The 26,840-nt window shown below is 41.7% G+C and carries 21 protein-coding genes, 1 tRNA gene and 2 pseudogenes; 3 read left to right on the forward strand and 21 right to left on the reverse strand.

Annotated elements, in window-relative coordinates; translation table 11 throughout:
• Positions 1-6: 6 nt before the first annotated feature.
• On the reverse strand, positions 7-804 hold the full coding sequence (dapB, locus tag ABE547_RS03065) for a 4-hydroxy-tetrahydrodipicolinate reductase (RefSeq protein WP_347377392.1): 798 nt from the start codon (positions 802-804) through the stop codon (positions 7-9).
• A 123-nt stretch (positions 805-927) separates the two neighbouring features.
• Between dapB and ABE547_RS03070 the strand changes: the two genes are divergently transcribed.
• Positions 928-1,002 (forward strand) — tRNA-Pro (locus ABE547_RS03070).
• A gap of 77 nt (positions 1,003-1,079) precedes the next feature.
• Here ABE547_RS03070 and trxA read toward each other — a convergent pair.
• On the reverse strand, positions 1,080-1,391 hold the full coding sequence (gene trxA, locus ABE547_RS03075) for a thioredoxin (RefSeq protein ID WP_235249922.1): 312 nt from the start codon (positions 1,389-1,391) through the stop codon (positions 1,080-1,082).
• 260 nt (positions 1,392-1,651) lie between these two features.
• On the opposite strand from trxA, the gene ABE547_RS03080 reads away from it, so the two are divergent.
• Positions 1,652-2,359 carry a GntR family transcriptional regulator gene (locus ABE547_RS03080; RefSeq protein ID WP_347377393.1) on the forward strand — a complete coding sequence of 236 codons (708 nt, stop codon included), beginning with the start codon at positions 1,652-1,654 and terminating at the stop codon, positions 2,357-2,359.
• A 101-nt stretch (positions 2,360-2,460) separates the two neighbouring features.
• Here the strand turns inward: ABE547_RS03080 and ABE547_RS03085 are convergent.
• The 4 genes and pseudogenes from ABE547_RS03085 to ABE547_RS03100 form a co-directional block, all read right to left on the reverse strand.
• A pseudogene (locus ABE547_RS03085) lies at positions 2,461-3,804 on the reverse strand (aminopeptidase P family N-terminal domain-containing protein).
• 232 nt (positions 3,805-4,036) lie between these two features.
• Positions 4,037-5,824, reverse strand: coding sequence for an aminopeptidase P family N-terminal domain-containing protein (locus ABE547_RS03090; RefSeq protein WP_235248995.1), 1,788 nt, complete (start codon positions 5,822-5,824; stop codon positions 4,037-4,039).
• A gap of 132 nt (positions 5,825-5,956) precedes the next feature.
• Complete coding sequence (locus tag ABE547_RS03095) at positions 5,957-7,330, reverse strand: peptide MFS transporter (RefSeq protein ID WP_347377394.1); 1,374 nt, start codon at positions 7,328-7,330, stop codon at positions 5,957-5,959.
• A gap of 163 nt (positions 7,331-7,493) precedes the next feature.
• Complete coding sequence (locus ABE547_RS03100) at positions 7,494-8,516, reverse strand: NUDIX domain-containing protein (RefSeq protein ID WP_347377395.1); 1,023 nt, start codon at positions 8,514-8,516, stop codon at positions 7,494-7,496.
• A gap of 72 nt (positions 8,517-8,588) precedes the next feature.
• Between ABE547_RS03100 and ABE547_RS03105 the strand changes: the two genes are divergently transcribed.
• On the forward strand, positions 8,589-9,476 hold the full coding sequence (locus ABE547_RS03105) for an RluA family pseudouridine synthase (protein WP_347377396.1): 888 nt from the start codon (positions 8,589-8,591) through the stop codon (positions 9,474-9,476).
• Here the strand turns inward: ABE547_RS03105 and ABE547_RS03110 are convergent.
• The 15 genes and pseudogenes from ABE547_RS03110 to ABE547_RS03180 form a co-directional block, all read right to left on the reverse strand.
• Entirely contained in the window at positions 9,471-10,727 is a 1,257-nt protein-coding gene (locus ABE547_RS03110; protein ID WP_347377397.1) for a saccharopine dehydrogenase C-terminal domain-containing protein, read from the reverse strand. The two genes, ABE547_RS03105 and ABE547_RS03110, sit on opposite strands and share 6 nt — an antisense overlap.
• Positions 10,728-11,010: 283 nt before the next feature.
• Positions 11,011-11,280: pseudogene (locus ABE547_RS03115) on the reverse strand (polyphosphate kinase 1); the annotation flags it as partial.
• A gap of 262 nt (positions 11,281-11,542) precedes the next feature.
• Entirely contained in the window at positions 11,543-13,126 is a 1,584-nt protein-coding gene (locus tag ABE547_RS03120; protein ID WP_347377398.1) for a hypothetical protein, read from the reverse strand.
• A gap of 651 nt (positions 13,127-13,777) precedes the next feature.
• Positions 13,778-14,014 (reverse strand): DUF3791 domain-containing protein, encoded by a 237-nt coding sequence (locus tag ABE547_RS03125; protein ID WP_347377399.1) that lies wholly within the window; start codon positions 14,012-14,014, stop codon positions 13,778-13,780.
• Positions 14,011-14,481 (reverse strand): DUF3990 domain-containing protein, encoded by a 471-nt coding sequence (locus tag ABE547_RS03130; RefSeq protein WP_347377400.1) that lies wholly within the window; start codon positions 14,479-14,481, stop codon positions 14,011-14,013. The genes ABE547_RS03125 and ABE547_RS03130 overlap by 4 nt, the downstream gene beginning before the upstream one ends.
• Positions 14,478-14,717, reverse strand: coding sequence for a DUF3791 domain-containing protein (locus ABE547_RS03135; protein WP_347377401.1), 240 nt, complete (start codon positions 14,715-14,717; stop codon positions 14,478-14,480). Before ABE547_RS03135 ends, ABE547_RS03130 begins: the two co-directional genes overlap by 4 nt.
• A gap of 181 nt (positions 14,718-14,898) precedes the next feature.
• Positions 14,899-16,647, reverse strand: a complete 1,749-nt coding sequence (locus ABE547_RS03140; RefSeq protein WP_347377402.1) for a S8 family peptidase — start codon at positions 16,645-16,647, stop codon at positions 14,899-14,901.
• A 42-nt stretch (positions 16,648-16,689) separates the two neighbouring features.
• Entirely contained in the window at positions 16,690-17,307 is a 618-nt protein-coding gene (locus ABE547_RS03145) for a rubrerythrin family protein (protein WP_347377403.1), read from the reverse strand.
• 68 nt (positions 17,308-17,375) lie between these two features.
• Positions 17,376-18,392, reverse strand: a complete 1,017-nt coding sequence (locus ABE547_RS03150) for a glycosyltransferase (protein ID WP_347377404.1) — start codon at positions 18,390-18,392, stop codon at positions 17,376-17,378.
• Positions 18,393-18,650: 258 nt separating this feature from the next.
• Positions 18,651-20,465: a hypothetical protein gene (locus ABE547_RS03155; RefSeq protein ID WP_347377405.1), complete on the reverse strand. Its 1,815-nt coding sequence runs from the start codon at positions 20,463-20,465 to the stop codon at positions 18,651-18,653.
• Positions 20,450-21,955 carry a hypothetical protein gene (locus tag ABE547_RS03160; protein ID WP_347377406.1) on the reverse strand — a complete coding sequence of 502 codons (1,506 nt, stop codon included), beginning with the start codon at positions 21,953-21,955 and terminating at the stop codon, positions 20,450-20,452. The genes ABE547_RS03155 and ABE547_RS03160 overlap by 16 nt, the downstream gene beginning before the upstream one ends.
• A 207-nt stretch (positions 21,956-22,162) precedes the next feature.
• Complete coding sequence (locus ABE547_RS03165) at positions 22,163-23,413, reverse strand: 6-phosphofructokinase (protein ID WP_235249842.1); 1,251 nt, start codon at positions 23,411-23,413, stop codon at positions 22,163-22,165.
• Positions 23,414-23,495: 82 nt separating this feature from the next.
• Entirely contained in the window at positions 23,496-23,663 is a 168-nt protein-coding gene (locus ABE547_RS03170) for a hypothetical protein (protein WP_347377407.1), read from the reverse strand.
• Positions 23,664-23,665: 2 nt separating this feature from the next.
• A complete protein-coding gene (gene glpK / locus ABE547_RS03175) occupies positions 23,666-25,162 on the reverse strand; it encodes a glycerol kinase GlpK (protein ID WP_347377408.1) in 1,497 nt (498 codons plus the stop codon).
• Positions 25,163-25,177: 15 nt separating this feature from the next.
• Positions 25,178-26,836 (reverse strand): alpha-glucosidase, encoded by a 1,659-nt coding sequence (locus tag ABE547_RS03180; protein ID WP_347377409.1) that lies wholly within the window; start codon positions 26,834-26,836, stop codon positions 25,178-25,180.
• Between the last annotated feature and the right edge of the window lie 4 nt (positions 26,837-26,840).

Consider the following 26,840-nt stretch of genomic DNA (forward strand, 5'->3'; position numbering starts at 1 on the left):
TAATGATTACAGGTTCAATACATCTTTAATCGTATAGAATCCCGGTCCTTTATCTGCCAGGTATGCTGCACAGTCACAAGCTCCTCGTGCAAAACATTCCCAGTTATAGGAATGATGCGTGATCTCAAGTCGTTCACCCATACCACCAAAATATACGGTATGGCTGCTTGGAATATTACCGGCACGCAGAGAATGATATCCGATCGTTCCCGTCTCTCTCGGTGATGCCCCTTCCCGTCCATAGACCGCAATATCCTTCAGCTCTTTTCCAAGCGCATGTGCCATAATCTCACCCATCTCCTTTGATGTTCCACTTGGTGCATCCTTTTTCCACTGATCATGCATTTCCAAAATCTCAATATCGATCTCGTCTTTCAGTGTTTCTGTAACAATTTCCAACAATTTATTCATAATATTGACCAGTTTGGAAGTATTTGCCGCATACAGCATCGGAATCTCTGTTGCCGCGTCACAAAAACGCTGCATCTCTTCCTGCGAAAATCCCGTTGTACCACAGACCAGAGCTTTTTTATGAGCAATTGCCGCATCCAATACCTGCATTGCCATCTCTTTCGTTGAGAAATCTATGATTACGTCACATGAATCAATTACGTCTTCCAGATTATCCGTAACCGGAATTCCCAGATCACGTCCTACCATAGCCACGGTTCCCAGATCTTTACCGATATACTCTCCGCCTTTCGGGCCAACAGCCGCTGACAATTCCATATCTTCTCTTCCTGCAGCCACCTGTGTGATTAATTTCCCCATTTTACCTCTCGGTCCTATTACCATTACTTTCATAATCCAAGCTCCTTTCGCATATATTCAAATACGCCTTCTATCATTAAGGCTATTATACCATACGAATTTCCAAAGGAAAATAAAGCTTGCATTATCTGGTGCAATTCGGTAGAATAGTTGTATCGGGGTATGGCTCAGTTTGGTCAGAGCGCACGGCTGGGGGCCGTGAGGTCGCAGGTTCGAATCCTGTTACCCCGATGAATGAAGGCATAGCTTTCGATATATCCGGAAGCTATGCCTTTCTCATGGCTGGAATCTGGTCTTATCATTGCTGTTTAAGCTTTTAGCAGCTCCATCAACTCATGTTTTGGCTTTGCACCCATGTCCCTCTTTACAACTTCTCCATCCCGGAACACCAGAAATGTCGGGATGGACATCACTCTGTACTGCCTTGCAAGCTCCGGCTGATCATCAACATCAACCTTACATATCTTGGCATCTGTAACTTCTTCTGCCATCTCCTCTACAATCGGTCCTACCATCTGGCAGGGACCACACCAGGTCGCCCAGAAATCAACCAGCACCGGAATCTTAGTTTCTAATACTTCCTTTTGAAAATTATCTTTCGTCAAATGTACGACTGCCATATCTAATCTTCCTTTCTTCTTTTTGATTTTGTATTTTTTTCTATTATAACCCATTTTTCAACAAAATCCGCAATATTATCATAGGAAATATAATTTTTTCATCTTTATAACAAATGTATATCTGTTCCTACTGCCCCTAAGCATTCATGTATTTTCATAAATACAAAAGAAAAATTAATATTTATGAATAATTTTTATGTTTATTACAGTTCCTTCTTGTGGTAGAATGATATTATATAAACAAAGAAGGAACGTTGCATATGAAAAATATAATTCATCACAAAACTCTGCGAGAACAAGTTGCAGATGCTATTCGAAAAAAAATACTATACCATGAACTCGAGCCCGGAATGAGAATCACGGAATCAGAATTAGCCACTAATTTTGGTGTCAGCCATGGTCCGGTGCGTGAAGCGCTTCGCCAGCTGGAGCAGGAGGGATTGGTAGAATATACCCGTAATGTCGGCTGCTCCGTAAGGGATATCTCTTTCCAGAATGTAATTGAAGCACTGTTAATCAGAGGATCTTATGAGCTTACTGCAGCACGCGCCTGTGCAGGCAATATCTCGGATAAAGCGATGGAGGAAATGGCCTCCATACTGGATTACATGAAGGATATGGATGGCTCTGACTTTACAGAACCTATTATCTATGATAACAAATTTCATACTGTCTTGATCCACGAAGCACATATGCCTTATCTTACAAAAGCATGGTCTTCCTTGGATTTTGCTACTTTTTTCACATTTTATCAGCAGACTGATCATAAAGATTCTGTAACACACAGACAATATGACGTCCACAAAGAAATTTATGACATTTATCTGAGCAAAGACTGTCAGGCTATCTGCAATATGATTTCCAGTCATTACAAAAATTCAGTGGACTACATGATCAAAGAAAAGGGGATGTCTGAGGCAGATTTCCCGTTCTCATTTGATATTATTGAGCCACCGGTCTTTCCTTAGAACACTATCGTATATTTCATAATATCTTCAAGTAACTACAAGTGCCGGGATGCACACACTGATGCATCCCGGCACTTTTCTATCAATAGGCCATTTGGATATTAAACTGCTCTTGTATACTTCGCAAGCCATTCTGTTTCTTCTTCATTCAGATAAGGGGAAATGGCGTCGTATACTTTCTTGTGATAATTATTTAAAAGCTTCTTCTCTTCTTCTGTCATAATATCAGGATTAATTGCATCCAGATCCATTGGAATTAATGTAATCTCATCGAAATACATAAACTGTCCATACTCATTTTTCTCACCTTTACAGCACAGAAGCTCATTTTCCAGACGAATACCATGGGATCCTTCCACATAGAAACCTGGTTCATCCGTAATAACCATACCTTCCTGCAATACTGCCGTGTCACCTTTGACATATCTCCAGCGGAAACTTGCCGGGCTCTCATGGATATTCAAAAGTCTTGTTACATCTGTAGAACCTTCCCAGAATCCAGCTCCTGTATCTGTCATGAAAAAGTTTCCTTCTTTTAATTCCACATCCGTCTCTGGTGTAGATATATAATGAACGATAGCCCCATGCTCACCATAAGATGCAATCGGTTCAAAGCTCGGGCGGATAAAATTGCCCATTTCAGCACGTAATTCATCCAGTTTTTCTGTAGCGCTCATCTCAGTAATTCTAGTCTTACCTACGTTCTCCTTCAGCCACTTCATAAATCTGACATGCGCCACACTGTCTTTAATCTGCGCTTTCCTGATATTTTCTACTTCTACCGGATTCTTTGCAGATTTCATAAGCATTGTTGGATTCTCTGCTTCCACTTTTTTATCATTTTCAGGTATATTGTTGTACAGAACATAATTCAATTTTCCGGGATCAATCAATGCTACTGTTTCTCCATCCAGCTTGCGAATGTCTTCATAGATATCATTGTATGGATGCAGATGTACATTCAATTCATTCAGCTGCGCTTTGATCTCATCATTTAATTTATTTTCATCAACGTACAATTCCATACTGTCCATCCTGATAATGGCATAAGAAAGTACTAATGGGAAAAACTCAATATCATCACCACGGATATTCAAAGTCCAGCAAATATCATCAAGAGTTGTAAGGACATGTACATTCGCCCCGGCTTTTTCCATCTTTTCACGAATTCTCTTTAATTTATCTGCTGCTGTTTCACCTGCATATTCGACTCCAAGTGAAAATGCAGACGCTTTGGAAAGTTCCGGACGGTCTTCCCAAATCAGATCAATCAGATCTTCATGATATGCAACTTTTGCCTGCTTTTCTTCTGCAACTTTGGCGTATTCTTCCTACTCGCCTACGTATTCATTCTGATGAAAGTCAGCTGTCGGAACAATATATACATCGACTCCTTTTTCTTCCATCTTTATACGTAATTTTTTCAATCTTTCAGGAATACTCATTTTTTCACCTCTCCATTGATCTTGACTTTTCTACAGTTGATCATTCCTGAATTAAAGATAATTAATTATTAATAATCTGTATATTATTATACTCTTCTCTCAATTTTCTGTCAAGATTTATATGGGAATTTGAACCTGTTTTTATCCTTATGCCAGAAAGCATTTCCATGCAAAAACCGGGATATATCGAAAATGATATATCCCGGTTTTGACAATATTCATATATCCAATCTTAAATTGCTCTTGTATACTTCGCAAGCCATTCTGTTTCTTCTTCATTCAGATATGGAGTAAGCGTATCATATACCTTCTTATGGTAATCATTCAGAAGTTTCTTCTCTTCTGCAGTCATGATATCCGGATTGATTGCATCCAGATCCATTGGAATCAATGTGATTGCGTCAAAGTACATAAACTGTCCGTACTCATTCTTCTCACCCTTGCAGCACAGAAGCTCATTCTCCAGACGGATTCCGTGAGAACCTTCGATATAGATTCCCGGCTCATCCGTAATAACCATGCCTTCATGGAGTACCTCTGTTTCTCCTTTGCGGTATTTCCACCGGAATCCTGCAGGACCCTCATGAATATTCAAAAGGTAACCCACACCATGTCCGGTTCCATGATTGAAGTTCAGATTACGATCCCAGAATGGTTTTCTGGAAAGAACATCCAGTACCATACCTGTACATCCTTCCAGGAATTTTGCACTTCCAAGTGACAGGTTACTGATTGCAACCAGTGTAAAGTCATCTTTCATCTTCTGTGAAACCTCACCAAGCGCATATGTTCTCGTTACATCTGTAGAACCTTCCCAGAATCCTGCACCTGTATCCGTAAGGAAGAAACTGCCTTCTTTCAGTTCCACATCTGTCTCCGGTGATGAAGTATAATGTACGATTGCACCATGCTCTCCGTAAGATGCGATCGGTTCAAAACTCGGACGGATAAAGTTGCCCATCTCAGCACGAAATTCATCCAGCTTATCTGTTGCACTCATCTCGGTAATTGTGATCTTGCCAACATTTTCTTTCAGCCACTTCATAAATCTTACATGTGCAACGCTGTCCTTGATCTGTGCTTTGCGAATATTCTCCACTTCCACCGGATTCTTGATCGCTTTCATCAGAATCGCCGGATTTCTCTTTTCCACTTTCTTCACGTTCTCAGGAATGTTATTGTATAAAGCATAGTTCAGCTTACCCGGATCAAGCATAAGCACTGTACTGTCATCCAGTTTGCGGATATCTTCATATATGTCATTGTATGGATGAAGTTTTACGTTTAACTCCGCCAGCTGCGCTTTGATCTCATCATTTAATTTATTTTCGTCAATATATAGTTCCATGCCATCCATTGTGATGATTGCATAAGAAAGGATCAATGGGAAGAATTCAATATCATCTCCACGAATATTCAATGTCCAGCAGATATCATCCAGAGTTGTAAGCACATGTGCATTTGCTCCTGCTTTTTCCATCTCTTCGCGGGTTCTCTTTAATTTATCCGCTGCTGATTCTCCTGCATATTCAATTCCAAGAGCAAATGCCGGTGCTTTTGAAAGCTCCGGACGGTCTGTCCAGATCAGATCAATCAGATCTTCATGATAAGCAACCTTTGCTCCCTTCTTTTCTGCAATTTCTGCATACTCCTGTCCTTCTCCGACAGATACTACACGTCCGTCAAATCCAAGGGTATCGCCTGCTTTTAATATATCTTTCAGATAATCTGTAAGCTCCGGAACTCCCGGCTCACCCATCTTCATCAATTCAACAGTTGTCCCTTCCAGCTGTGCAGTTGCCTGAATGAAGTAACGTCCATCTGTCCAAAGACGTGCCTCATCCTTGGTAATGACAGCTGTACCTGCTGAACCGGAAAAACCTGTGATATATTTTCTTGCTTTAAAATATTCCCCAACATATTCGCTCTGGTGAAAATCTGCTGTCGGAACAACATAGATATCAATTCCTTTTTCCTCCATCTTCGCGCGCAGATTTGTTAATCTCTCTGGAATACTCATGTTATAACGCCTCCTGTAAAATAGTAATGTTTTTTCCCTAATAATATTAGGATTGTCAGGCAACTTGTATGTATTCCTGCAATCCTAATATCATTTTACATCATTTTACTCTATAATTCTACTTTATTTTTCTTATTTTTCGTCGTCTTTCTTTTCAACCAATGCTGTTAACGGTTTGTCCAGAACAACCAGAAGTGCAACTGCAACGAATGCAATCACTGCAATGATAATACATGCAGTTGTGAACTTGATCGCTCCTCCGAACAATGCATTGTATACGTATCCATAACTGATTGCTGCGAAGAAAATTGCAAGTCCCCATACAGACTGCATTGTAGAGTAAATACGGCTTGGTGCGTATTTCGCAATAAATGCATTTCCCAGTGGAGAGAAGAACATCTCACCTAATGTGATCAGGACTGCAAAGATCAAGAGCCACAGGCAGCTGATCTGTCCATCGCCGCGGATAACATCCATCAGTGCAAAGAACAGATATCCAATACCAAGAGTACCAATACCCAATGCACATTTCTTATAAATACTCATATCTCCCTTTGGTCTGCTTGCAAGATAGCTCCAGAGCTTCGGAGTTACAAACATACCAACAAGTACACAGAATAAAGCATTTGCCGCATCAAACCATGTAAGCGGAACGTTGTAACCTGCGATTACCCAGTTTGCGTTCTCGCCCCAGAAATAATATACAGGCAGGTATGCCAGATACCAGAATACCCAGAATACGATTGCAAATATGCAGATGAGAATGATTGCAGCAATTCTCTTCTTCTCAAGCGTTGTATAAGGCATCTTCTTCTCTTCCTTATTCTTAGCCTTCAGCTCTGCTTCACGTGCAATTTCTTCCTCTGTCAGTTCTTTCTTAAATGGAGTCTTACCAGCTTCACCCATGAAACGTGTTCCGATCGTGAACCAGATTGCTCCTAAGAACATCAGGACTGCTGCAATCTTGAAGCATGGTCTGTATCCCATCATATCTCCACTTGCAAATACATCCTGATACAGAATACCTGCAAGGAACGGGCCTGCACATGCACCGATGTTAACAAGACCATAACGTACAGAATATGCATTGTCGAGCTGATCGCTGGATACGATACGTCCGATCAATGGACCAGTCTTATAGAATGCAAGACCGATACTGATACACCAGATCATCGCATATACCATTCCGCCGCTTGTTGCCATAGATCCAATCCAGTAACCAATACCGCAGAGGAGCATACCAATCGGAGTAGTATACCTTGCACCGATCAAACGGTCACAAATAATGGCACAAAGAATAGGAAGTCCGTAAGAAAATGCTGTCAACTGTGACTGCATAGTTGCAGCAGTTCCTTCTGACAGACCAAGACCACCTGATGCTACACTTGCTGCTACGAAAACTAACAGAATAGAACGTCCGGTATAATAAGCAAAACGTTCAAAAATCTCTGTCGTAGAGCATGCCCAGAAGCCCATTGGAAGCTTCTTTTTTGTTTGAGTACTCATTTTTACTCGTCCTCCTTTTCCCCCACACCTTTTCTCAACAAAATCATCCTCTCTGTTTGATACAAGATGTGTAAATAAGTAATTTTAAATTATTGATAATTTAAATGAATTATACATTGCGACTAACGTGTTGTCAAGTTCTCTTGAATTAATTAGCCATTTTTTATATAGAGGTATTCAAGTACTCTCCTACCATGCGAAATTCATCTTCATAGATACAATGATCTATCGTTCCCTCATGTACTTTCTGACGACACTCTTCATAATCCATCCATATTACTTCTTCCACTTCTGATTCCTGAAGTCTGAGGCTGTTGATTTCCACCGGCTCTGTATATACGTAGACAGAACTCAGTTCATTGTCGCGGAATACCTTTCCGTGAAACACTGCTTCAAATTTTCCGTGATGAATTCCTACGTAATGAAGATCTTCTTTCCTGACACACATTCCCAGTTCCTCTTCCATCTCTCTGACAGCTGATTCCAGACATTCATCTCCCGCTGCCACATGCCCGGCAGATGAGATATCATAACTTCCCGGATTCGAATCCTTAACTGCACTCCGCTTCTGCAGCAGTACATCATATCCGCTCTTCTGGTTCGGTCTTACAACCCACATATGAACCGTTGCATGCAGACTTCCTTCCCTGTGCGTTACTCCCCGTTCTCTTACAAGTCCGCTCTTGCTGCCATCTGGATTAAGAATATCAAATAATTCCATCGGCTTCCCATTCAAAGCTGCAGACACTAAGCGATCCCTGCCGTCATAAACCAGTTTCAGAGAAAAGAACTCCTGATTTTCATCGATCAGACGAAAGAAAATCTTATCTCCTTCCCAGATATTCAGCTTCCATACTTCCTCAATATCTACCCACTCCAATTCTCCTTCATTACATGCAATCGGCTCTCCTTCGAATCCGTCTGCCGTAAAAAGAGACATGTACTCTGTCACCCCATTTCCGGATACAAAAGTGACAATGCCCCGGTACCGATAGGAAGTAAGCGTATAGCCGGTCTCTTCCCGAACTTCTCTTAACAGACACTCTTCCGGACTTTCTTCTTTTTCAAAGTGTCCTCCGACACCAATCCACTTATCTTTGTTCACATCGTTTTTCTTCACCGTTCTGTGAAGCATCAGATACTTTCCGTCTTTTTTTATATAGCATAATGTACTTAATCCTGTCATAGTTTCAACTCCTAACTTTTTATGGTATAATGCAATCCGTAGATATCATAGCTAAAATGTGAGGAAAATGCAATGAATCGAACGATCGAATATATGATAGAAAAAACAGATGACGGACTTCGCGTCGAGCAATTCTTAAGACGACACGGATATTCCGGACAGAATCTTACAGAAATCAAACGAATGCCAAAAAGCATTCTTGTGAATGGGGAACATTATTATATGCGCCAGCTTCTTCATGCCGGTGACAGGCTGCAGGTCTGCATTCAGGAAACTGCCTGTTCCGAAAAGATTCCTCCTGTACAGATCCCATTAGATATTGTATATGAGGACGAAGACATTATCGTGATCAATAAGCCTGCAGGGATGCCGATTCACCCTTCCCTGAACAACTACACCAATTCCATGGCAAATGCACTGGCCTGGTATTACCAGTCACAGGAAAAGCCATTTATCTTCCGGTGCTGCAACCGACTGGACCGCGACACCTCCGGACTTACGGTCGTTGCCAAGCATCTGGTCAGTGGCAATATTCTGTCCGCCATGGTCTATCGCAGAGAGATCCATCGGGAATATCTGGCAATCGTCCGTGGGCACGTCACTCCACAGTCCGGTACAATTAACGCTCCTCTTGCCCGCAAACCCGGCACCATCATTGAACGGACCGTAGACTGGGAACACGGAGAGACTGCCATTACCCATTATCAAGTTGTAAAAGAAGCCAATGATCACAGTCTGGTCTCACTGAAACTGGAAACCGGCCGCACACACCAGATCCGGATCCACATGAAATATCTGGGTTATCCTCTGATCGGAGACTATCTGTATAACCCCGATATGGAATATATAAGCCGGCAGGCACTTCACTCCCACCGGCTCTGTTTTCCACATCCGATCACCGGAACGATGCTGGAATTCACCGCACCGTTACCGGAAGACATGCAGAATATACTTTTATAATTTCATTTCTTCAATATGATACTCATACCCGCTTTCATCCATCAATGCCATATATGGAAGCGGGTCAAAATATTCCGGAGAATAGACTCCGGCATCCTTCCAGATGCCTTTTCCTATCAGTTCAATCGCCAGCGCTGCACCAAATCCCGTCTGTGCAACAACCGCCTGCGACCCCCATCTTTTCATGGATTCCTGATTATCAAAGGCCTGATACAGGAAATAGGACTTATCCATTCCATCTTTTTTCCCAATGCACTGTACTCCGACCAACATCTCACCGGTCATCTCACTCCCGATATCCCCGGGCTGCGGAGCACAAGCTGCCACCACATCTCTTGGGATCACTTCTGTCTCACCGATTCGCACCGGATGAATGCTGCGAAGTCCCAGCTTATCAATGACTTTTAATGCCGTGATCAGACTCTCATCCAGACTGATCTTGAACGTTGCCCGCTGAAGCCCATACTGCTTCAGATATCTTGGCATGGTGACGACTTCTTCATGCTCCACCTTCACCAGTGTATTCTGTCCGACACCATCCGGCATCTCCCAGACCTCTTTTCCTGCAAATGGTCTGTCCACCAGCAGTCCTCCTCTGGATGCGTCATACTCCACATTCGGATTCATGACTTCATCCAATACAGTCCACACATTGAACCCAAACATAATATCATCCGGATCCGAACCCGGAACAGATAGATTGCCGCCGTCTTTGACATGGACCTCCCGAATCTCATCCAACAGCTGCGTTGCGGCATACTTGGCAAACACATTAACGACTCCCGGATCGATTCCCATACATATTAACGCCATATTGCCGCGTTTCTTCCATGCATCAAATCGGTCAAAATTATACTTTGTCATAGGTTCTTCATAGCTGTTCTCGATCCCCGGTCCATAAGCCGGATGTTCCATAGGGACCGACCAGGTTCCCATATTCCCATAATCTATTCCTGTCTCATAAGCTGCGTCAAAAATATAATTGCTGGCAAACGGCGGGGCAGCATCCATCAGGAAATCAATCTGATGCATCCGGATCAACCGTATCATGGCTTCCTTCTCCGTAGCATTCACTGCCGCAGCTTCAAACCTGTCATCCCGATCCAGTTTTTCAACCACTTCCTGTGCACGCTTCCTTTCAAAATCACACACCAGCACATATTCCAGCCAGGCTCCTTCCTGGTCACGCCATTGCAAGATCTTCAGGATACTTTCGCCCACTGCTCCCGCACCAACCAACATCATTCTCATAGCTTCTTCCTCCACACAAATAAAAGTCATCTATGATTCTCTGTCCTTTTGCCAGTTGGTTCTAGCCTCGTAGGCGATGCATTTTGCATTCTCTCCAAAGTTCCGTCAGACTGCCTTCCTTTTGCCTGTCAGTTTCCGCCAGAGTAAGATGCATGAACTCTGGGTTTGCTTCTTCGGCCCCTTTCGGTGTCTAGGGCAGCCGTTCACCGGATATATTCATTTTTTTGTTTATACTGTATTTTACAAAATAATATACTCTCACGTCAAGAAAAAGCGGTTTTTCTAATTGCTCTTTTTTCTGATCCAATTCTCTGGTCGCTTTCAGAATTGCCTTTACCTGTTCTTTGCTGGTCATATTTGTTTTATTTTCACGAACCACTTCTGAAGATTCCATCTGATCCATAAGTGTACCGACTCTGACTCTGTAAAATTCATCCAGATTCGATTGATAGATTGCTGCAAATGTCAATCGTTCTGCCAGAGGCACTCTCGGATTTCCTGCTTCATTCAATACTCTTTCATTAAATTTCAGCCATGACAGTTCCCGGTTCATCATATATGGGATTTTCGTTGTATTTTCTTTCTTTTTCTCTGCTTTTTTCTCTGATTTTTTCTCTGATTTCTTCATCTGAACAGTTCCTTTCTCAAAAGTTTTATATCCACATAATCAGAGAAATTATAACTCTTTTATGTCAAATTTACGGAACGCTTATGTTAATTTTATGTAAGATTTCAAATCTGAATCAGTTGGGGAATTCCCTGTACTGCGTTTGCCTTTGCTTTTGCAATCGCACCTTTTAGAGCAAATTTCCTATTCAAAAACCAAACACCTCTTTCCTCAATTTTCTATTTGCCACCAGTGCCATATAACGGCGAAATGTTACTCTTGCCTTGTTATTCTTCTCTTCCTTTTTCATCATATCCCATTGCGTTTTTAACCGGCGACGGGGCTGTGTACCCCAATAATGTATACCAATCTTCTCGTATTCCGGGCCATCAGGAACAAAAATTACATTTCCCGCTTCTTCCATCTCATGATCATGCAGCATCTTCTCATAAATCTTCCATAATGCCAAAAAACGTTTATCACTTAAGTATAGGATTGTCTCCTCAAAATAATCCGAAAATGTGTATACACGATAATAATTCTCATCCGCATATTTCATTAGATCTAAAATCCATAGCAAAGGATTTTGAGGCATAAACTCTTCTCTTAAAATATCTTCAAACTGTTTTCTTAAATCGACAAACCACTCCTTTATTTCATGCGAAAACTGAATATTTTTATCCTCTCCCCAAAATAGAATCATATCATCAGCTGTTATACGAAAAAAATCCTTGGTAGAAACCGACATTATTGTCTTCTGACTCACTTTCTGATAAATTCTTTTTGGAGAAGCACCCTCCATCTCTTTCCATAATTCCCAGAAATCTTTTTCATATATCTCTGATACGACCTTGACCAAATATGCCGGAGCGTCTGTCAATGCAGCCAAAAGACAGATAATCTCCAAATCTTTATCCTCATATTTTTTACAGATTTCAAGAGACATATTTTCCTGCTCAAAGTATAAACGAAGCATTTCCATGATTCGTGAAAGTTGTTCTGTTTTATCCCAACTACTCTTTTTACGATAATCTATAACTGTTGCCTTAAACGCCCTGCTATAGTCAAAAAAAGTCTTTTTGTCATCGCCTTTTCTTTTTTCTTTGCTGTTCATCATTTTATCAAATTCTTCATCCACAGCATCAGATCCAGATAAAACAGCCCGAATCTCATAGTATCCAATCAATCCGTATATATCATATATTAAATCATCCCAGTCATACATGTCCAAATCCATGCCGTATTCATCTTCCTGGTCATGCATAGTTTCAAATACTTCCCATAGATCATCATTCTTCTTAGGATAATCTTCCTGGAACAGATAATTAATCCATCCAACATACCTGTGTGCAGTTACAAACTTACCATTCACCATCACAATTGCAGGCCCATTCAAATAAAGGCTTTCCAGAACATATGCTGCGACAACAACCAAATGAAATTCACTCCAGCCAATCTTTTCACTCCATACACTGCTTCCCTCTATATCAAATCCCGCGTTCTCCCAAGCAGCATCTTCAAAATAATTATAAAAAAAATCCATTCCGTACTCATGCATGGAAGCCTGTTTCAATACATTAACATTCCTATCGCACAATTGTACTCGCTCCAATTCCATCATACCACCTGCTTGGAATAATTTCTCAATACGACTTTTAAACTCTTCCTTTTTATCATCCGGTATTTTCGCTCCTGCCTTCTGAAATAAACCTGCAAAAGTTCCCATCTTTTCTTCCTCCCGCACTTCAAAAATTGATAGAACAATTTTAAAACCTTTTCCATAATTTGTCATTGAACTTGTAGTTCAATACAATCATTATTCAAGCGCAGGACGACTCCAGAATAGTTATGCTGTACAACAACCCATAATCCCCTTATAATATGCTTTCATTCGAAAATATAAAGGGTTGTTATTAATTGGGAACTGATAGATTCTGTTCCCGACAATCATATCATCTATCGGCATCTGAAAAAGCTCTGACAAAGCATACAAATTATCAATTGATGGCATACTACGCCCACTAAGCCATCTGTATACACTTTGTACGCAAGATAAATTTAAATACCTCTGAACATCCTTTACTGACATATTCTTCTGCTCCATGATCTGGCGCAAAAGAATCCCAGTAGCTTTCATGTTAATCGTTGGATACATTTTATATCTCATTTAACTCCCTGATATAATTTTGTTCTTATTTTATCACATTATTTTTTTCAATCTACAGAATTATCAAGCAAATATTCACAATCCGGACTTACTTGTCATATTCACATAAAGACAATTTACACTGGGAAACTATTCTTTACACATAATGCCACGAGGATGTCAAGTCATTGCTACAAAAAAAATTCGTCCACTGGACGGATTTTTGCACACATGGCGAAAAATTATGCGGCTTTTTTGCCATGAAAATGGCTTAAAACCGCACCATTCAGCTTATCCTCAAATTTGTTCTTCCTTAGTATCCCGCATTTTCTCAGCATATTCCTGTTCCAGTTCCTCTGCCAGATACGCATCGCTCATGCAGTGCATATCCGATACACCGTCACGAATCAGCTGATAGGTCTCGGAATGGTAAAAGAAATCCAATGCCGTATCCAGTGAAAATCCCTGCTGTTTAGCAAAGCACTCAATGACACGGCTGTATTTTTTCTGAAGTAAAATCGGATTAGCTGTCATAATATTTCACTCCCTTCAAAATGCAGCAGAGACAATGCCTTCTCTGTGCGGAAACAAATTTGCAGGTTCGGCTTTTCATATCGCAGACGGTTGATGGCTTCCATCTTATCAATCAATCCGTCAAAAAACAGTTCCACCGTATTGAATACCTTATCATTGGCAACACCGCCCACAACAAGATCATAATTTGTCGAATCTTTTCCGCTACGGCAGTTCAGAATGAAATCCAGCCATTCCTCGGAATACGAATCGAATTTCAAAATTTTCAGTTCAACTTTCCGGCTTTCATCATACTCATATCGAGAAATAATACCGTCTTTTCCACGCCGTTTGAACTTTCCGCACCACTTTTCAGCCTGCTCATGCAGTGGCGTGACATAGAAGCCACGTCCGAAGTCAACATTAGAACGGGAATGAACCAAATCCGGTTTGGCAATCTCTAAAAAGGAACCATGATAGAGAATCATACTTTCACACCCCTTTCTTTCATCACGTCAAGAATGTCGTCTACGATATATTCCCGGCTCTGAGTATGCAGCACTTCATATTCCGGCACGATATATCCGTTCAGAATATCACTCTTTTCAGTAAATGCTTGATAGACATACTCTGCATTTACCCCCAGCTTTGCCGCCACATTTTCAATGCAAAACACAGCAAACTCCAACTCACTGGAATTTTTTATTTTTTCATCCTGTATCACAAATTCGACCTTCCTTTACTTAATATTTGTTGATTAATTCTATTATTATAATACATGTCAATATCTTTTCCAACACTTTTAATTTATTGTATAATTTCATTTTAATTTATTGTATAATTTCATTTTTGTTAAAGTATTGTCCCGCCAACAGCATTTTTTAATTTTTCGTTTCTTGTTAACTTCATCTCTTAGGCAGGCTTTCGCTCAAACATAATGCCCCATACCCAACCTGTGGATTCGGATATTCTGTAAATCCCGGCAGTGTTTTCGCCCCTCTTCTCAGATAGGCTTTCACTTTCTCTCCATACAGATACGGATCATTCCCTTTTATAATTCCCCACTCCATTAAGAGTGCCGTACTTCCCGTGACAAACGGAGTTGCAAAAGAAGTGCCGGAAAAACTTGCATATCCTCCTCCCGGCACGGTAGTTGTCACATTCACGCCCGGAGCCACGATATCCGGTTTCACAAGATTCAACATTCGGGTAAACCCACGACCGGAAAAATCTGCGTATGCAAATGTCAATGCATCATACGCACCTACCGATATCACACGCCCGGCAGTAGAAGGAATGGTGAGTGTCGTATGATCGGTCGGAAACAGAAATCCCGTTCCGCGATTCAGAACACTTTCACTTGGAAGCCATAATTCATATGCTCCGGTAACAATCTTTCGCGGCATCAGAACAATCTGCCATATGCCTTCCGTAATATAAGCTTCCCGCGGCAGCATATCGATATATATTTCCTGTGAAGTACTGTATGGACTTGGCTTTCCATAATACAGAAGAATCTCTGTCCCTCCGACCACAAATCGCTGGGGACCAAGTATCTCCTGAAGCGGACCCACCCGGACTCCGGCCGGTGTAATCATCGCAATCTCAATCTGATCCGTATATTCCTTCCAGATTTGAACGCTGATCGCAGTCTGACGGCTCTGAACAGCAAGCTGAATCCGTCTCTCCTCTCCTTCCTGAAGAGTACCGGCAGTATGGCCTGCACCCGCTGCTTCATTGCCGGTTCCAACGCAGATACAGTTTTTCCAGCGATTGGAAAGATCATCGATATAACGTTCCAGAAGTGAACTTCCGTCATGTGCACCATAGGTATTCCCAAAACTGATATTCACTGCTACCGGCTTTCGAAATTCCAATGCTTTCCGCAGAACGTAATCCAGTCCTTCCATCAGCTCGATCGTACGCGGGAATCCTTCCTGCATCGGATTGCCAAGCTTCACAACCAGAAGTTCACTTCGTGATGCCACACCGGCATACACCCCATTGCTGCTCCGCCCGTTTCCTGCGGCAATCCCGGCAACTGCTGTTCCGTGTCCGGAGATATCCATACTTGGAAGCATCTCTCTTTGCAGCAACGATGTCGGCTGTCTCAGTGCTTCATTGATCTGCTCCTGTGAATATTCTACTCCCAATGTATACCCTTCCGGAGAGTTTCTCCCCTCGCCCGGTACCAGTGATTGATCCCAAAGGGCACGAATCCTGGTCGTTCCGTCCGGATTACGAAAGTCTTCATTGGTATAATCGATTCCCGAATCAATTACAGCCACAAGAACACCCTGTCCATATAACGAAAAACGGGTATTCTGCACCGCATTGATGCAGGATACCCGTCTTCCGTTCGCCGCCTGAAAGAACAACCGCTTCGGTTTTTCTACATATTCCACTTCCGGAACAGTCACCAGCCTCTCAATCAGAGATTCACGAATGGTCAGAATCGCATATTCATTTTGAAGTTCTGTTACCTGATCCGCCAGTGCTCTCACCTGATCAAGGTTTCCGGAATATTTTACAATCAGATCCCATTTTCTTTCAATCGGATGATATCCGACATCCAGATTCAGTGACCTTTCCCTCTCTTCTTCCGTGGCATCCAATGCCAGATTCAACAGATTTTCCAACTTTTGACTCGTCATACTGTCCCTTTCTGTTTCAATATTCTTTTTGATGCATTTTCATTAATACACTACGATCAGATCTCCTCTAAGATAAGGGGCCAGATCTGCCGGAATAAAGTATCCCTTTTCTTCCAGACATGTCGGACATACTTCCGGTACTCTTGTACCTTTATGAATATATCCACAATTCAGGCACATCCAGTATCCTGTCCGGCCGGTTTCGTAATATCGTCCACTTTCCAGAAGCTCTGCGAGCAGTCCAAATCGTTTTCCATGAACCGCCTCAATCCTGGCAATATGGAAAAAGGCTGATGCCGCTTCTATGAATCCTTCTTCCTTTGCTTTTTCTCCAAAAGCCATATAGACATCATCTGCCTCTTCCATCTCATTGTGTTGTGCTGCACGCAGTAATCCTGTAATACTGTCGTCATAATCTACCGGATAACTCCCCTCAATATCGATCGTCTCTCCATTCAGATTTTTCAGAAGGTCATAGAATCTTTTCGCATGTGCCCTCTCCTGATCTGCAGTAAACAAAAACACTTCCCCGATCGCATAGTATTTCTTCTCTCTGGCCTCCTGTGCTGCAATTGTATATCTGTTTCTTGCCTGACTTTCCCCTGCAAAGGCCTTCATTAAATTTACTTTTGTTTCACTATTCTTAAAATCAACAGCCATATCATATACTCCTTTTCTTCACTATCCTTAGTATATGATATGGCTGTTATATTATTCATAGATTTGATTTAATTAAATCCGATCAGTCTTCTGGCTACAGAATATGCCATCGATGAGATCTTTCTTCCCGGCTTTCCCGGAATATTCATCGTCTGCCCCAGAATTCCATAACGGATTCTTAAGAACGTCTTGAAATCTTTCTGACTCAGGTACTCCCAGAGTTCTTTCTTTTTCTCAAGATTTTCTTTGGATTTTGACCGGATACACAATATAGATGATACTGTCATCATAATTGCAAGATAATTCATCATATACTGACGAAGTTTTTTACTCTGGATATCCTTCATCTGATACATGTCTATCATCTTTCTGGTAACAAAGATCTGCTGATCCAGTCTCTTAATCATGACCTTTTCATTGACAGACTGATCTTCCCTTCCGATATAATACCGGTAAAAATCCACATCCAGATAATAGATCTTACGGACATATGGCAGCGGATAATATACATAGATATTGTCCACATAAAATGTATGCTTTGGCAGACTGATCTGACTCAGTTTCAGCATATCCGTCCGGTAGATTACAGAATGCATCAGAATATACTGATCCAGGTGGAAACGTCCGATCTCATCCCAGCGGAATATCTTTTCCTGTGGAAGAACATTCCGGTAATGTATTACCTTCTTATGCGCTGCTCCGACTTTTTCATACACATAATTCGAAACCAGCATATCAATACTTTCCTGCTCATCCTCCAACCGGTGCAGAAACTGAAGTATTTTTTCCAGTGCCTCTGTATCTACCCAGTCATCACTGTCCACTACTTTAAAATATTTCCCCTGTGCATTGGCAAGTCCTGCATTTACCGCATCTCCGTGGCCTCCATTTTCTTTATCAACCACTTTAATGATACTCGGGTACTTTTCCATATATTCATGTGCAATTTCAGATGTTCTGTCTTTCGATCCGTCATTTACAATAATAATCTCTACGTCCTCTCCTCCCGGAAGGATGCTCTCAATCGCATGTGCCATATACTCCTGTGAATTATAACACGGAATCGCAAATGAAATGTATTTCATGCTCCTACTTCCTTTCTTATCGATAACTGTTTTAAAGTATAAAGCATTTTCTTGGATTTTCCAACAAAATCTTTGCAAAATATCCGTGTTAACAATTTGTTCATTTATCTTTCAAAATTCTTTCACTTCTACAACATTCTTTCTTCATAGGTTTCTCTTATACTATAACCATGAAAGAAATACAAAAGACGCTATCTAGTATTTATATACTATTTGAATAAACTTTTTCATAATACATGCCGGGAACTGGTAAAACAGTTACCCGGCATCCTCCCTTTTACGGCGCTTTTTCAGATGCCGGATTCCCAGTATCACAGCCGGAATTATAATCAACAGGCCTCCTGTTATAATTCCCCTGTATGTATTTCCTTCCGTTTCTTTCTTCTCTTCTGTCGGTTCTGCTTTTTCTTCCTTTAGAATCTTTGTTTTGATCGGCCATGTTAACTTCTGCAGCATTGTTTTCTCCGGGATCACCTGAAAGCCGATTCTTGCGATTTTCTGATTTCCTGCCATATCAACTGCTTTTACTTCTATCTCATAGTTTTTCACTTCCTGGACATGGAACTGACAGATACCATTATTTTGGCGGATCTTCTGCAGTTCTCCATTCATCCTTATTTCTTCGATTCTGTCTGTTTTATCCTCTGTAGATATACGAAATGTTTTTTCTTTTTCATAAGATTCTCCGTCTTCTACATCCTCAAAACATATTTTGGGTTCCGTACGGTCTATCACAAATTCTGCTTTTGCCTCACCGACATTCCCGGCTGAATCAATCGCTTTTACCGTCAGGATGTGTCTGCCCTCTTTTACAACAGTCTCTCCCATATGATAATTCTTTCCATCCAGCTGAACCGTATAACTGAAACTGGTATAATCATGAATCCAGTCTTCTGTCTGATATTCCCAACAAAATTTCTTCAGATATCTTCCGTTCAGCTGATCGATATACCGGATCACCGGGTTATCTTTATCGATAATCACCTGAGCTGAAGCATCGGCTTCATAACCGGCGCAATCTCTTACACTCAGATTCATTCGATAAGTCCCGTTCTCACTCAAAATCTGTACAGCCTTTTTCCCGTTCTCTGTATCTTCCCATACCTGTACCGGTATCTCTGTTGTTTCCCCATCTGTATGTTCCCATGTCGTACACGCTTTCAGATCCCCTATCAGGTTCTCTTCCGTCACCTGATATGCAAATTGAACCGGTTCACTTGTAATCTTATAATCTGAGATTCCTTCAAGAACTGCTGTTGGCAGACTCTGGTCAATATATACTTCACAGCATGCTTCTGTATAATTTCCCGCATAATCTGACGCTGTAACTCTGATATGTACACCCTTTCCCTTTACAGAAGCACTGGTAATGGAAAAAACTGCTGTTCTTTCCGTACTTTTTCCGACAAACTGCTCCTCTGCATAACATACGATTTCCGCAATCTGACTTCCGCCCTCCTCTTCTTCTGCAGATACACTGAGCGGCAGTTCTTTCTGATACCAGGCATCATAACCATATGGTGTCTGAAGGCTTAGCTTCGGTTTCTGCGTATCTATCATGATGCTCTTTTCACAGTAATACGCATCTAAGATCTTTCCCTCTCCATCTTCCATCCAGACAGAAAGCCTGTTCCTGCCTTCCGACCAGACATCATCTGCCAGTACCGCTTCCTCTCCCTTCGTTTTTATCAGTCCTTCGGTTATCTGGCCCTTTTCATTGATCAGACAGTATCTCGTGCTTCCTGCGTTGCTGATATGTATGATTTTTATCTCCGGCTTCGATATATAATACCCATTTTTTCCGTTTTCTTCCGGAATCTGCAGCTGATAGCACTCTATGAGCTCTTCTTCTCTATCCTCTTCCTTGTCTTCCTTATCTTCTTTATCCTGCTCTTTTTCCGTCTCTGTTTCAGACTCCATGTCTCCCTCTTCTCCCTCTTCTCCCATGTCCTCATCAGATACCCTGAAATCATTATTCTGTGCATATGATATCTTTGTGCCTCCCGAATACTGCACAAAGAGCATCACCAGTATAATTATCAATGCAGCCACTCGTTTCATTTTCCAACCCATATTGTATCTCCTTCCACTTGTATTTCATATTCTCTCTGCAGTTTTACAAATTCTTCGGATTCCAGAATCTCCGGATTCTGCTCTGCATACGATTGAATCGTCTGTGCACAGATATCTCTTCCTATACTTTCTTCTGCGCATAGCAGCCGTATATGCAGCAGTTTCAATTCTGTTGAACCATTCATCTCCTTCACGCCTCTGGAACATATCTCCAGTGCTGTATCTATACTTCCACATTCTTCATACAGCATCACAGCTCTTTTATATAACCCTTCCCGTTTTTCATCCTGTGTTTCTTTCTCCAGAACTTCTTCGCAGAATTCTGCCGCTTTTTCTGTCTGTCCCAGTGTCTCGTACGCTGTGATCATTGCTTCTTTTACTTCCGCGACATCATCTTCTTTTGCTTCATCAGACTGCAGAAATCTGTTTCCAAGCCGAATCATATGAGACGCTGCTTTTTCTGTATTCATCATCTGATATCCACGGATCAGACATTGTAAATATCGATATGCTCCTTTTTCCGGCACATTTTTTTCCAGGTTTTCCAGATGCTCCTGGTAACTTTTTTTATCTTTTTCTGACATTTTCTCACCGGAAAACCACAAAACAACTACTTCCAGCTCTTTCGCACATGGATTTGTATTTTTTGCTTTTTTCAGATATTCTAGAGATTTTTCGTAATCTCCGATATCAAGAAAATAAGCCATTGCCAGATCCATATACGCTTCCTCAGTTTCTTCGTTGTCTGCAGTAACTGTAATCGTTTCTTCTGAAACCTCTTCTTTCAGTTTCGCCTCTTCTTTTGCTGTCTGTGCAGTCTTTTCCTCCAGATTGCCCTGGGAAAGCCAATATTTTCCCAGGACTGCGACAATCAGGATTCCAACTGTTGCCAGCAACTTCCATCTGATCTTTAACTTCTCTCTTTTCACTTTATATTCTGGGATCTGTTGACGAATTTCTGATACATTCTGATACGATTTCTTAGATTGCCATTTCAGGCATTTTGATATCATTCTTTGAATTTTAATTTCTTCACGCCTGCCAAGTTTTTCATCCGGCACCGTGTGCGCCAGAAGATATTGCAGCGTTCTTCCAAGCCCATAGATGTCCAGCTGTATACTGGTATTCTGATAATAACGTTCTTCTTCCGGGAGAAAATATTCCCGTACTTTACGCTTTCTCATCTGACGAAGCATCTCCTGATTCGTCCCGGACTCAACATCCATAAAATATATTTTTCTGTCTTTTGATATAATGATACTATATGGATTCACATACTTATAACTGGGATTCCCGCGACATCTGTGGATCAGTTCCAACTGTCTGGTAATCTCCTGCATCCACAGAAATAACTGTTTCTTTTCCACACAAGGGTTCTGCCTTAGATATTGTGCCAGTGTCGTTCCATAAACATGTTCAGAACTTACATAACAGATCTGACCATGTTCAATCAGACGAAGCACATCATATCCTTCTTTTCCTGGTGCCACTCATCACCACCTCTTTTTCTCAGGGAATTTAACCGGATCATCAGATAAAAGATCATAGATTTTCCAAATTAACAGATTGATTAATTTGGATTCATTCAGAAATATAGATTAATCATATATTACTAGATTCTTTGTAAAAATACAAGTCCTTTTTTACATTTTTTGAAAAAAATGCTGTCTGCTATATTGCAGACAGCACCTGTGATTTTATTTTCTGTGACTCAGTTCCTTTGGTGTATACAGATGTCTCGGAATACCATCTACCATAACCGGTGAAACATCACCCTGAATCAACGGTCTTACATAAGAGATAAACTCATTTGTTACATAAGTACCTTCTTCATTTACCCAGTTTCTCGGTACAAGCTTTTCATCGTTGGCAATCTTATGAACATCCTTTACCTCTGTTCCGCACTGATATGGATCATCAGACAGTCTCTGAAGAACTACCATCTTTCCGGAATCACCTTCATCAGCGGCTTTGACAGCAGCACCGCCCACCTGATAAGCTTCCAGTATATCTACACGAGATGCAGCATGTGATGCAGAACGCTGAAGTGTACTGAGCTCGATTGCACGTGTCTTGCATCCGATCTCACCAGCAACGAAGCTTGACAGATAAGATGCAGTTCCTGACAGCTGTTTGTGTCCAAAAGCGTCTACAAAATCAATGCTGTTTCCAAGTTCACATACGTATGTACCATCTTCTGTACGGATACCTTCAGATACCGCAACAACGATAGAAGTCTTTTCTTCGAGAAGTTCTTTGATCTTCGCGCTGAACTTCTGCAGATCGAACGGAATCTCCGGAAGATAGATCAGATCCGGACCTTCACAATCCTCTCCCTTGGATAATGCGGCAGAACCTGTCAGCCATCCTGCATTACGTCCCATGATCTCTACGATTGTAACAACTCCTTTTGCATATTCCAGACAGAAGCTGTCGCGGATGATCTCCTTCATAGAAGTACCGATATATTTTGCAGCACTTCCATATCCTGGTGTATGGTCTGTCAGTGCAAGGTCATTATCGATCGTCTTCGGGCATCCTACAAATCTGGTCGGATGACCTGTAATAATTGCATAGTCGGATAATTTCTTAATCGTATCCATGGAATCATTTCCGCCGATATAGATAAATGCTTCAATTTCAAGCTTATCAAGAATAGAAAAGATTTTATCATATACTTCTCTGTTCTCATGAATTTCCGGCAGTTTAAAACGACAGGATCCCAGGAACGCTGCCGGTGTTCTTTTCAGAAGCTCTGCGTCCAGTTCTGTTTTAATGTGTTCTGAAAGGTCAATATATTTTTCCTCTAATAACCCCTGAATTCCATGAAGCATACCATATACTTTATTAGCTCCACGGTCTTTTGCTGTACGATAAACACCGGCAAGGCTGGCATTAATCGCAGCTGTTGGTCCTCCAGATTGTCCTACAATAACATTTTTTTTCATTTTTTCTTCCTTCCTTCCAAAATTGCTCTCGATAAATACTATATTAGTATATATTGATAGAAAAGTCCAGAAAAAATGATGATTATCTATGCATATTCACCGTTTCCTGTGCATAAGCATAGCCTTTCATGCAACGGTTTCCCGTGACATCCATAACCTCTCCGTCTTCTATATACACTTCCATCTGGCATTCATTTGAGCATCCATGGCAGGTTATTTTTTCTTTCTCCATCATACTTCCCCCTGCCATATCTAATCTTCCTTTGCCCAGTCAAATGCATATCTGACCGCCTTATTCCAACCTTTGATCTTTTTCTCCCTTGTCGTCTCTTCAATCTCCGGTTCAAAGGTCTGATCAATTGCCCAGTTTCTGACAACCTCTTCCTTGTCTTTCCAGTATCCGACCGCAAGACCTGCCAGATAAGCAGCTCCCATTGCTGTTGTCTCAATGCATTTCGGACGTTTGACCGGTGCCGCAATAAGATCTGCCTGTGTCTGCATCAGGAAATTATTGGCACTTGCTCCTCCGTCAACCTTTAATGCACTGAGAGATATTCCGGAATCTGCCTCCATGGCTCTTAACACATCATTGACCTGATATGCGAGTGACTCCAGTGTTGCACGGATAATATGATACTTATTGACTCCCCGTGTAATTCCCACAATCGTTCCACGTGCATACTGATCCCAGTGCGGTGCCCCCAGACCGGTGAATGCCGGTACTACATAACATCCATTGGTATCGTTGACTTTTTTTGCCATATATTCAGAATCTGCCGCCGAATCAATCAGTTTCATCTCATCGCGAAGCCATTGAATCGCTGCTCCTGCGACAAAGATAGATCCTTCCAGTGCATAATGCACTTTACCATCCAGTCCCCATGCAATCGTAGTCACCAGACCATTTTCCGAATAAACGGGCTTTTCTCCGGTATTCATTAACAGAAAACAGCCTGTTCCATATGTATTTTTTGCTTCTCCTGCCTGAAAACAGGTCTGACCGAACAATGCAGCCTGCTGATCTCCGGCTGCTCCTCCGATCGGAATCGCCCCGCCAAAGTAAGCCGGGTCTGTCTCTGCATATATACAGCTTGACGGCATGGGCTTTGGAAGCATGGAACGTGGAATATCCAGAATCTTCAGAATCTCTTCATCCCATTCCAGTGTATTAATGTTAAATAACATGGTCCTTGACGCATTCGAATAATCTGTTACGTGAGCTTTTCCTCCGGTCAGTTTCCAGATCAGCCACGTCTCCACCGTTCCGAAGAGCAGTTCCCCTCGTTCTGCTCTTTCTCTGGCACCTTCTACATGTTCCAGAATCCAGCGAATCTTTGTTGCGGAAAAATACGCATCAATGATCAGTCCTGTCTTCTTACGGATCATGTCCGTAAGCCCCTGTTCCTTCAATCCGTCACAATACTCCGCCGTTCTCCTGCACTGCCATACGATTGCATGATAGACCGGCTCTCCCGTCTTCTTATCCCAGACGATCACCGTCTCTCTCTGATTGGTGATTCCAATTGCTGCAATATCTTTTGCAGTCGCCCCAATCTTACTCATCGCCTCTACCGCCACTCCAAGCTGCGTGGACCAGATTTCATCCGCATCATGCTCTACCCAGCCCGGTTTCGGAAAATACTGGGTAAATTCCTTTTGTGCAACGCTGCATATCTCTCCCTTTTCATTAAACAGAATGCAGCGATTACTTGTGGTCCCGGCATCCAGTGCCATTACATATTTTGCCATACCATTCACCTCTTTTTATTTATAAAGCAGAACACGTGCCTCATAAGGTCTGAGGATTCCTTTCTTGTGCTGCTTATAATTTGATATCAGCTCTTTTCCCTGACTGACAGCATCGAACAGACAGCATTCTACTTCCTTATCCGTGAAGTTACATGCAACAAGCATCCTTTCATCCCCCAGGATTCTTTCGTATGCATAGATTTCTTCGCTGTCATCCATCAGGCTTTCGAATCTTCCATTCACAATTATCTCATATTCTTTGCGAAGTGCAATCAGTTTTTTATAATAATGGAATACACTGTTCGGATCTTTTCTCTCATCTTCCGCATTAATCAGCAGATAATTCGGATTCACCTTAAGCCATGGAGTTCCTGTTGTGAATCCGGCATTTGCTGTCTTATCCCACTGCATCGGAGTTCTTGCATTATCACGACCAATATTTTTTATACACTCCATCATCTCTTCTTCTGTGATCAGCCCGTTTTCCGTCAGCTCATGATAGGCATTGATTGTCTCAATATCGCGGTAATCTTCCAGGTTGTCGTAGTAAGCATTCGTCATGCCAAGTTCTTCTCCCTGAAATACATATGGTGTTCCCTTCATCATATGCAGACAGGTTGCAAGCATCTTTGCAGACACAACACGGTACATCGGACTGTCATTTCCAAACCTTGACACCACTCTTGGCTGATCATGGTTATCCCAGTACAGACTGTTCCATGCTTTCCCCTCAAATTGTGTCTGCCACTTATTCAGCGTCTGCTTCAGTTCTTTAAGAGGCACCTTTTTATTTGTCCATTTTCCAACCAGAGTCTCGCCCAGAGATACATGTTCAAAGTGGAAAACCATATTCAGTTCTCCGGACTCTTCTCCGGCATACTGCATTGCATGCTCTATTTTTGTGTTCAAGGCTTCTCCGACCGTCATGATATCATACTTACTGAGAACTTCCCGGTTCATCTCTTTTAAGTATTCGTGTATTTTCGGTCCGTCACACACATATGGCTGATGATTGCCATACAGTCCGTCTTCCACCGGGCCATCCGGGAAAGTCTGATCTTTTGAAATCATGTTGATAACATCCATACGGAATCCATCGATTCCTTTTTCACACCACCAGGTCATCATATCATAGACTTCTTTTCTGACTTTTTCATTCTCCCAGTTCAGATCCGGCTGTTTTTTGGAGAAGCAATGGAGATAGTACATATCTGTAGCCTCGTCATACTGCCATGCTGAACCACCGAAATTAGATCCCCAGTTGTTAGGTTCTTTTCCGTCTTTTCCATCTTTCCAGATATAATAATCACGATATGGATTGTCCTTTGACTTTCTGCTTTCTACAAACCATGCATGCTCATCCGATGTATGATTCACGACCAGATCCATTAAGATCTTGATTCCCCGCTTATGCGCTTCTGCAAGCATACGGTCAAAATCTTCCATTGTTCCAAACTCTTTCATGATCGCCCGGTAATCTGAGATATCATAACCGTTATCATCATTTGGCGACTGATAGATCGGTGACAGCCATATCACATCAATCCCCAGTTCTTTCAGATAATCCAGGTGTTCTGTGATTCCGTTCAGATCACCGATTCCATCTCCGTTACTGTCTGCAAAACTTCTCGGATACACCTGATAAATTACACTTTCTTTCCACCACTGTTTCATGTTC

Source organism: Dorea sp. YH-dor226 (assembly GCF_039832105.1).
Taxonomy (GTDB): Bacteria; Bacillota; Clostridia; order Lachnospirales; family Lachnospiraceae; genus Dorea_A.

What these genes read in the sequence shown, in the direction of transcription:
- glpK (WP_347377408.1), bottom strand. Translation starts at nt 25,162, where the DNA reads ATGGCAAAATATGTAATGGCACTGGATGCCGGGACCACAAGTAATCGC.
- trxA (WP_235249922.1), bottom strand. Translation starts at nt 1,391, where the DNA reads ATGGCAGTCGTACATTTGACGAAAGATAATTTTCAAAAGGAAGTATTA.
- ABE547_RS03130 (WP_347377400.1), bottom strand. Translation starts at nt 14,481, where the DNA reads ATGATTCTCTATCATGGTTCCTTTTTAGAGATTGCCAAACCGGATTTG.
- ABE547_RS03105 (WP_347377396.1), top strand. Translation starts at nt 8,589, where the DNA reads ATGAATCGAACGATCGAATATATGATAGAAAAAACAGATGACGGACTT.
- ABE547_RS03110 (WP_347377397.1), bottom strand. Translation starts at nt 10,727, where the DNA reads ATGAGAATGATGTTGGTTGGTGCGGGAGCAGTGGGCGAAAGTATCCTG.
- ABE547_RS03145 (WP_347377403.1), bottom strand. Translation starts at nt 17,307, where the DNA reads ATGGCTGTTGATTTTAAGAATAGTGAAACAAAAGTAAATTTAATGAAG.
- ABE547_RS03140 (WP_347377402.1), bottom strand. Translation starts at nt 16,647, where the DNA reads ATGACGAGTCAAAAGTTGGAAAATCTGTTGAATCTGGCATTGGATGCC.
- ABE547_RS03120 (WP_347377398.1), bottom strand. Translation starts at nt 13,126, where the DNA reads ATGACAAATTATGGAAAAGGTTTTAAAATTGTTCTATCAATTTTTGAA.
- ABE547_RS03150 (WP_347377404.1), bottom strand. Translation starts at nt 18,392, where the DNA reads ATGAAATACATTTCATTTGCGATTCCGTGTTATAATTCACAGGAGTAT.
- ABE547_RS03125 (WP_347377399.1), bottom strand. Translation starts at nt 14,014, where the DNA reads ATGACAGCTAATCCGATTTTACTTCAGAAAAAATACAGCCGTGTCATT.
- ABE547_RS03155 (WP_347377405.1), bottom strand. Translation starts at nt 20,465, where the DNA reads ATGGGTTGGAAAATGAAACGAGTGGCTGCATTGATAATTATACTGGTG.
- ABE547_RS03080 (WP_347377393.1), top strand. Translation starts at nt 1,652, where the DNA reads ATGAAAAATATAATTCATCACAAAACTCTGCGAGAACAAGTTGCAGAT.
- dapB (WP_347377392.1), bottom strand. Translation starts at nt 804, where the DNA reads ATGAAAGTAATGGTAATAGGACCGAGAGGTAAAATGGGGAAATTAATC.
- ABE547_RS03165 (WP_235249842.1), bottom strand. Translation starts at nt 23,413, where the DNA reads ATGAAAAAAAATGTTATTGTAGGACAATCTGGAGGACCAACAGCTGCG.
- ABE547_RS03100 (WP_347377395.1), bottom strand. Translation starts at nt 8,516, where the DNA reads ATGACAGGATTAAGTACATTATGCTATATAAAAAAAGACGGAAAGTAT.
- ABE547_RS03180 (WP_347377409.1), bottom strand. Translation starts at nt 26,836, where the DNA reads ATGAAACAGTGGTGGAAAGAAAGTGTAATTTATCAGGTGTATCCGAGA.
- ABE547_RS03170 (WP_347377407.1), bottom strand. Translation starts at nt 23,663, where the DNA reads ATGGCAGGGGGAAGTATGATGGAGAAAGAAAAAATAACCTGCCATGGA.
- ABE547_RS03095 (WP_347377394.1), bottom strand. Translation starts at nt 7,330, where the DNA reads ATGAGTACTCAAACAAAAAAGAAGCTTCCAATGGGCTTCTGGGCATGC.
- ABE547_RS03090 (WP_235248995.1), bottom strand. Translation starts at nt 5,824, where the DNA reads ATGAGTATTCCAGAGAGATTAACAAATCTGCGCGCGAAGATGGAGGAA.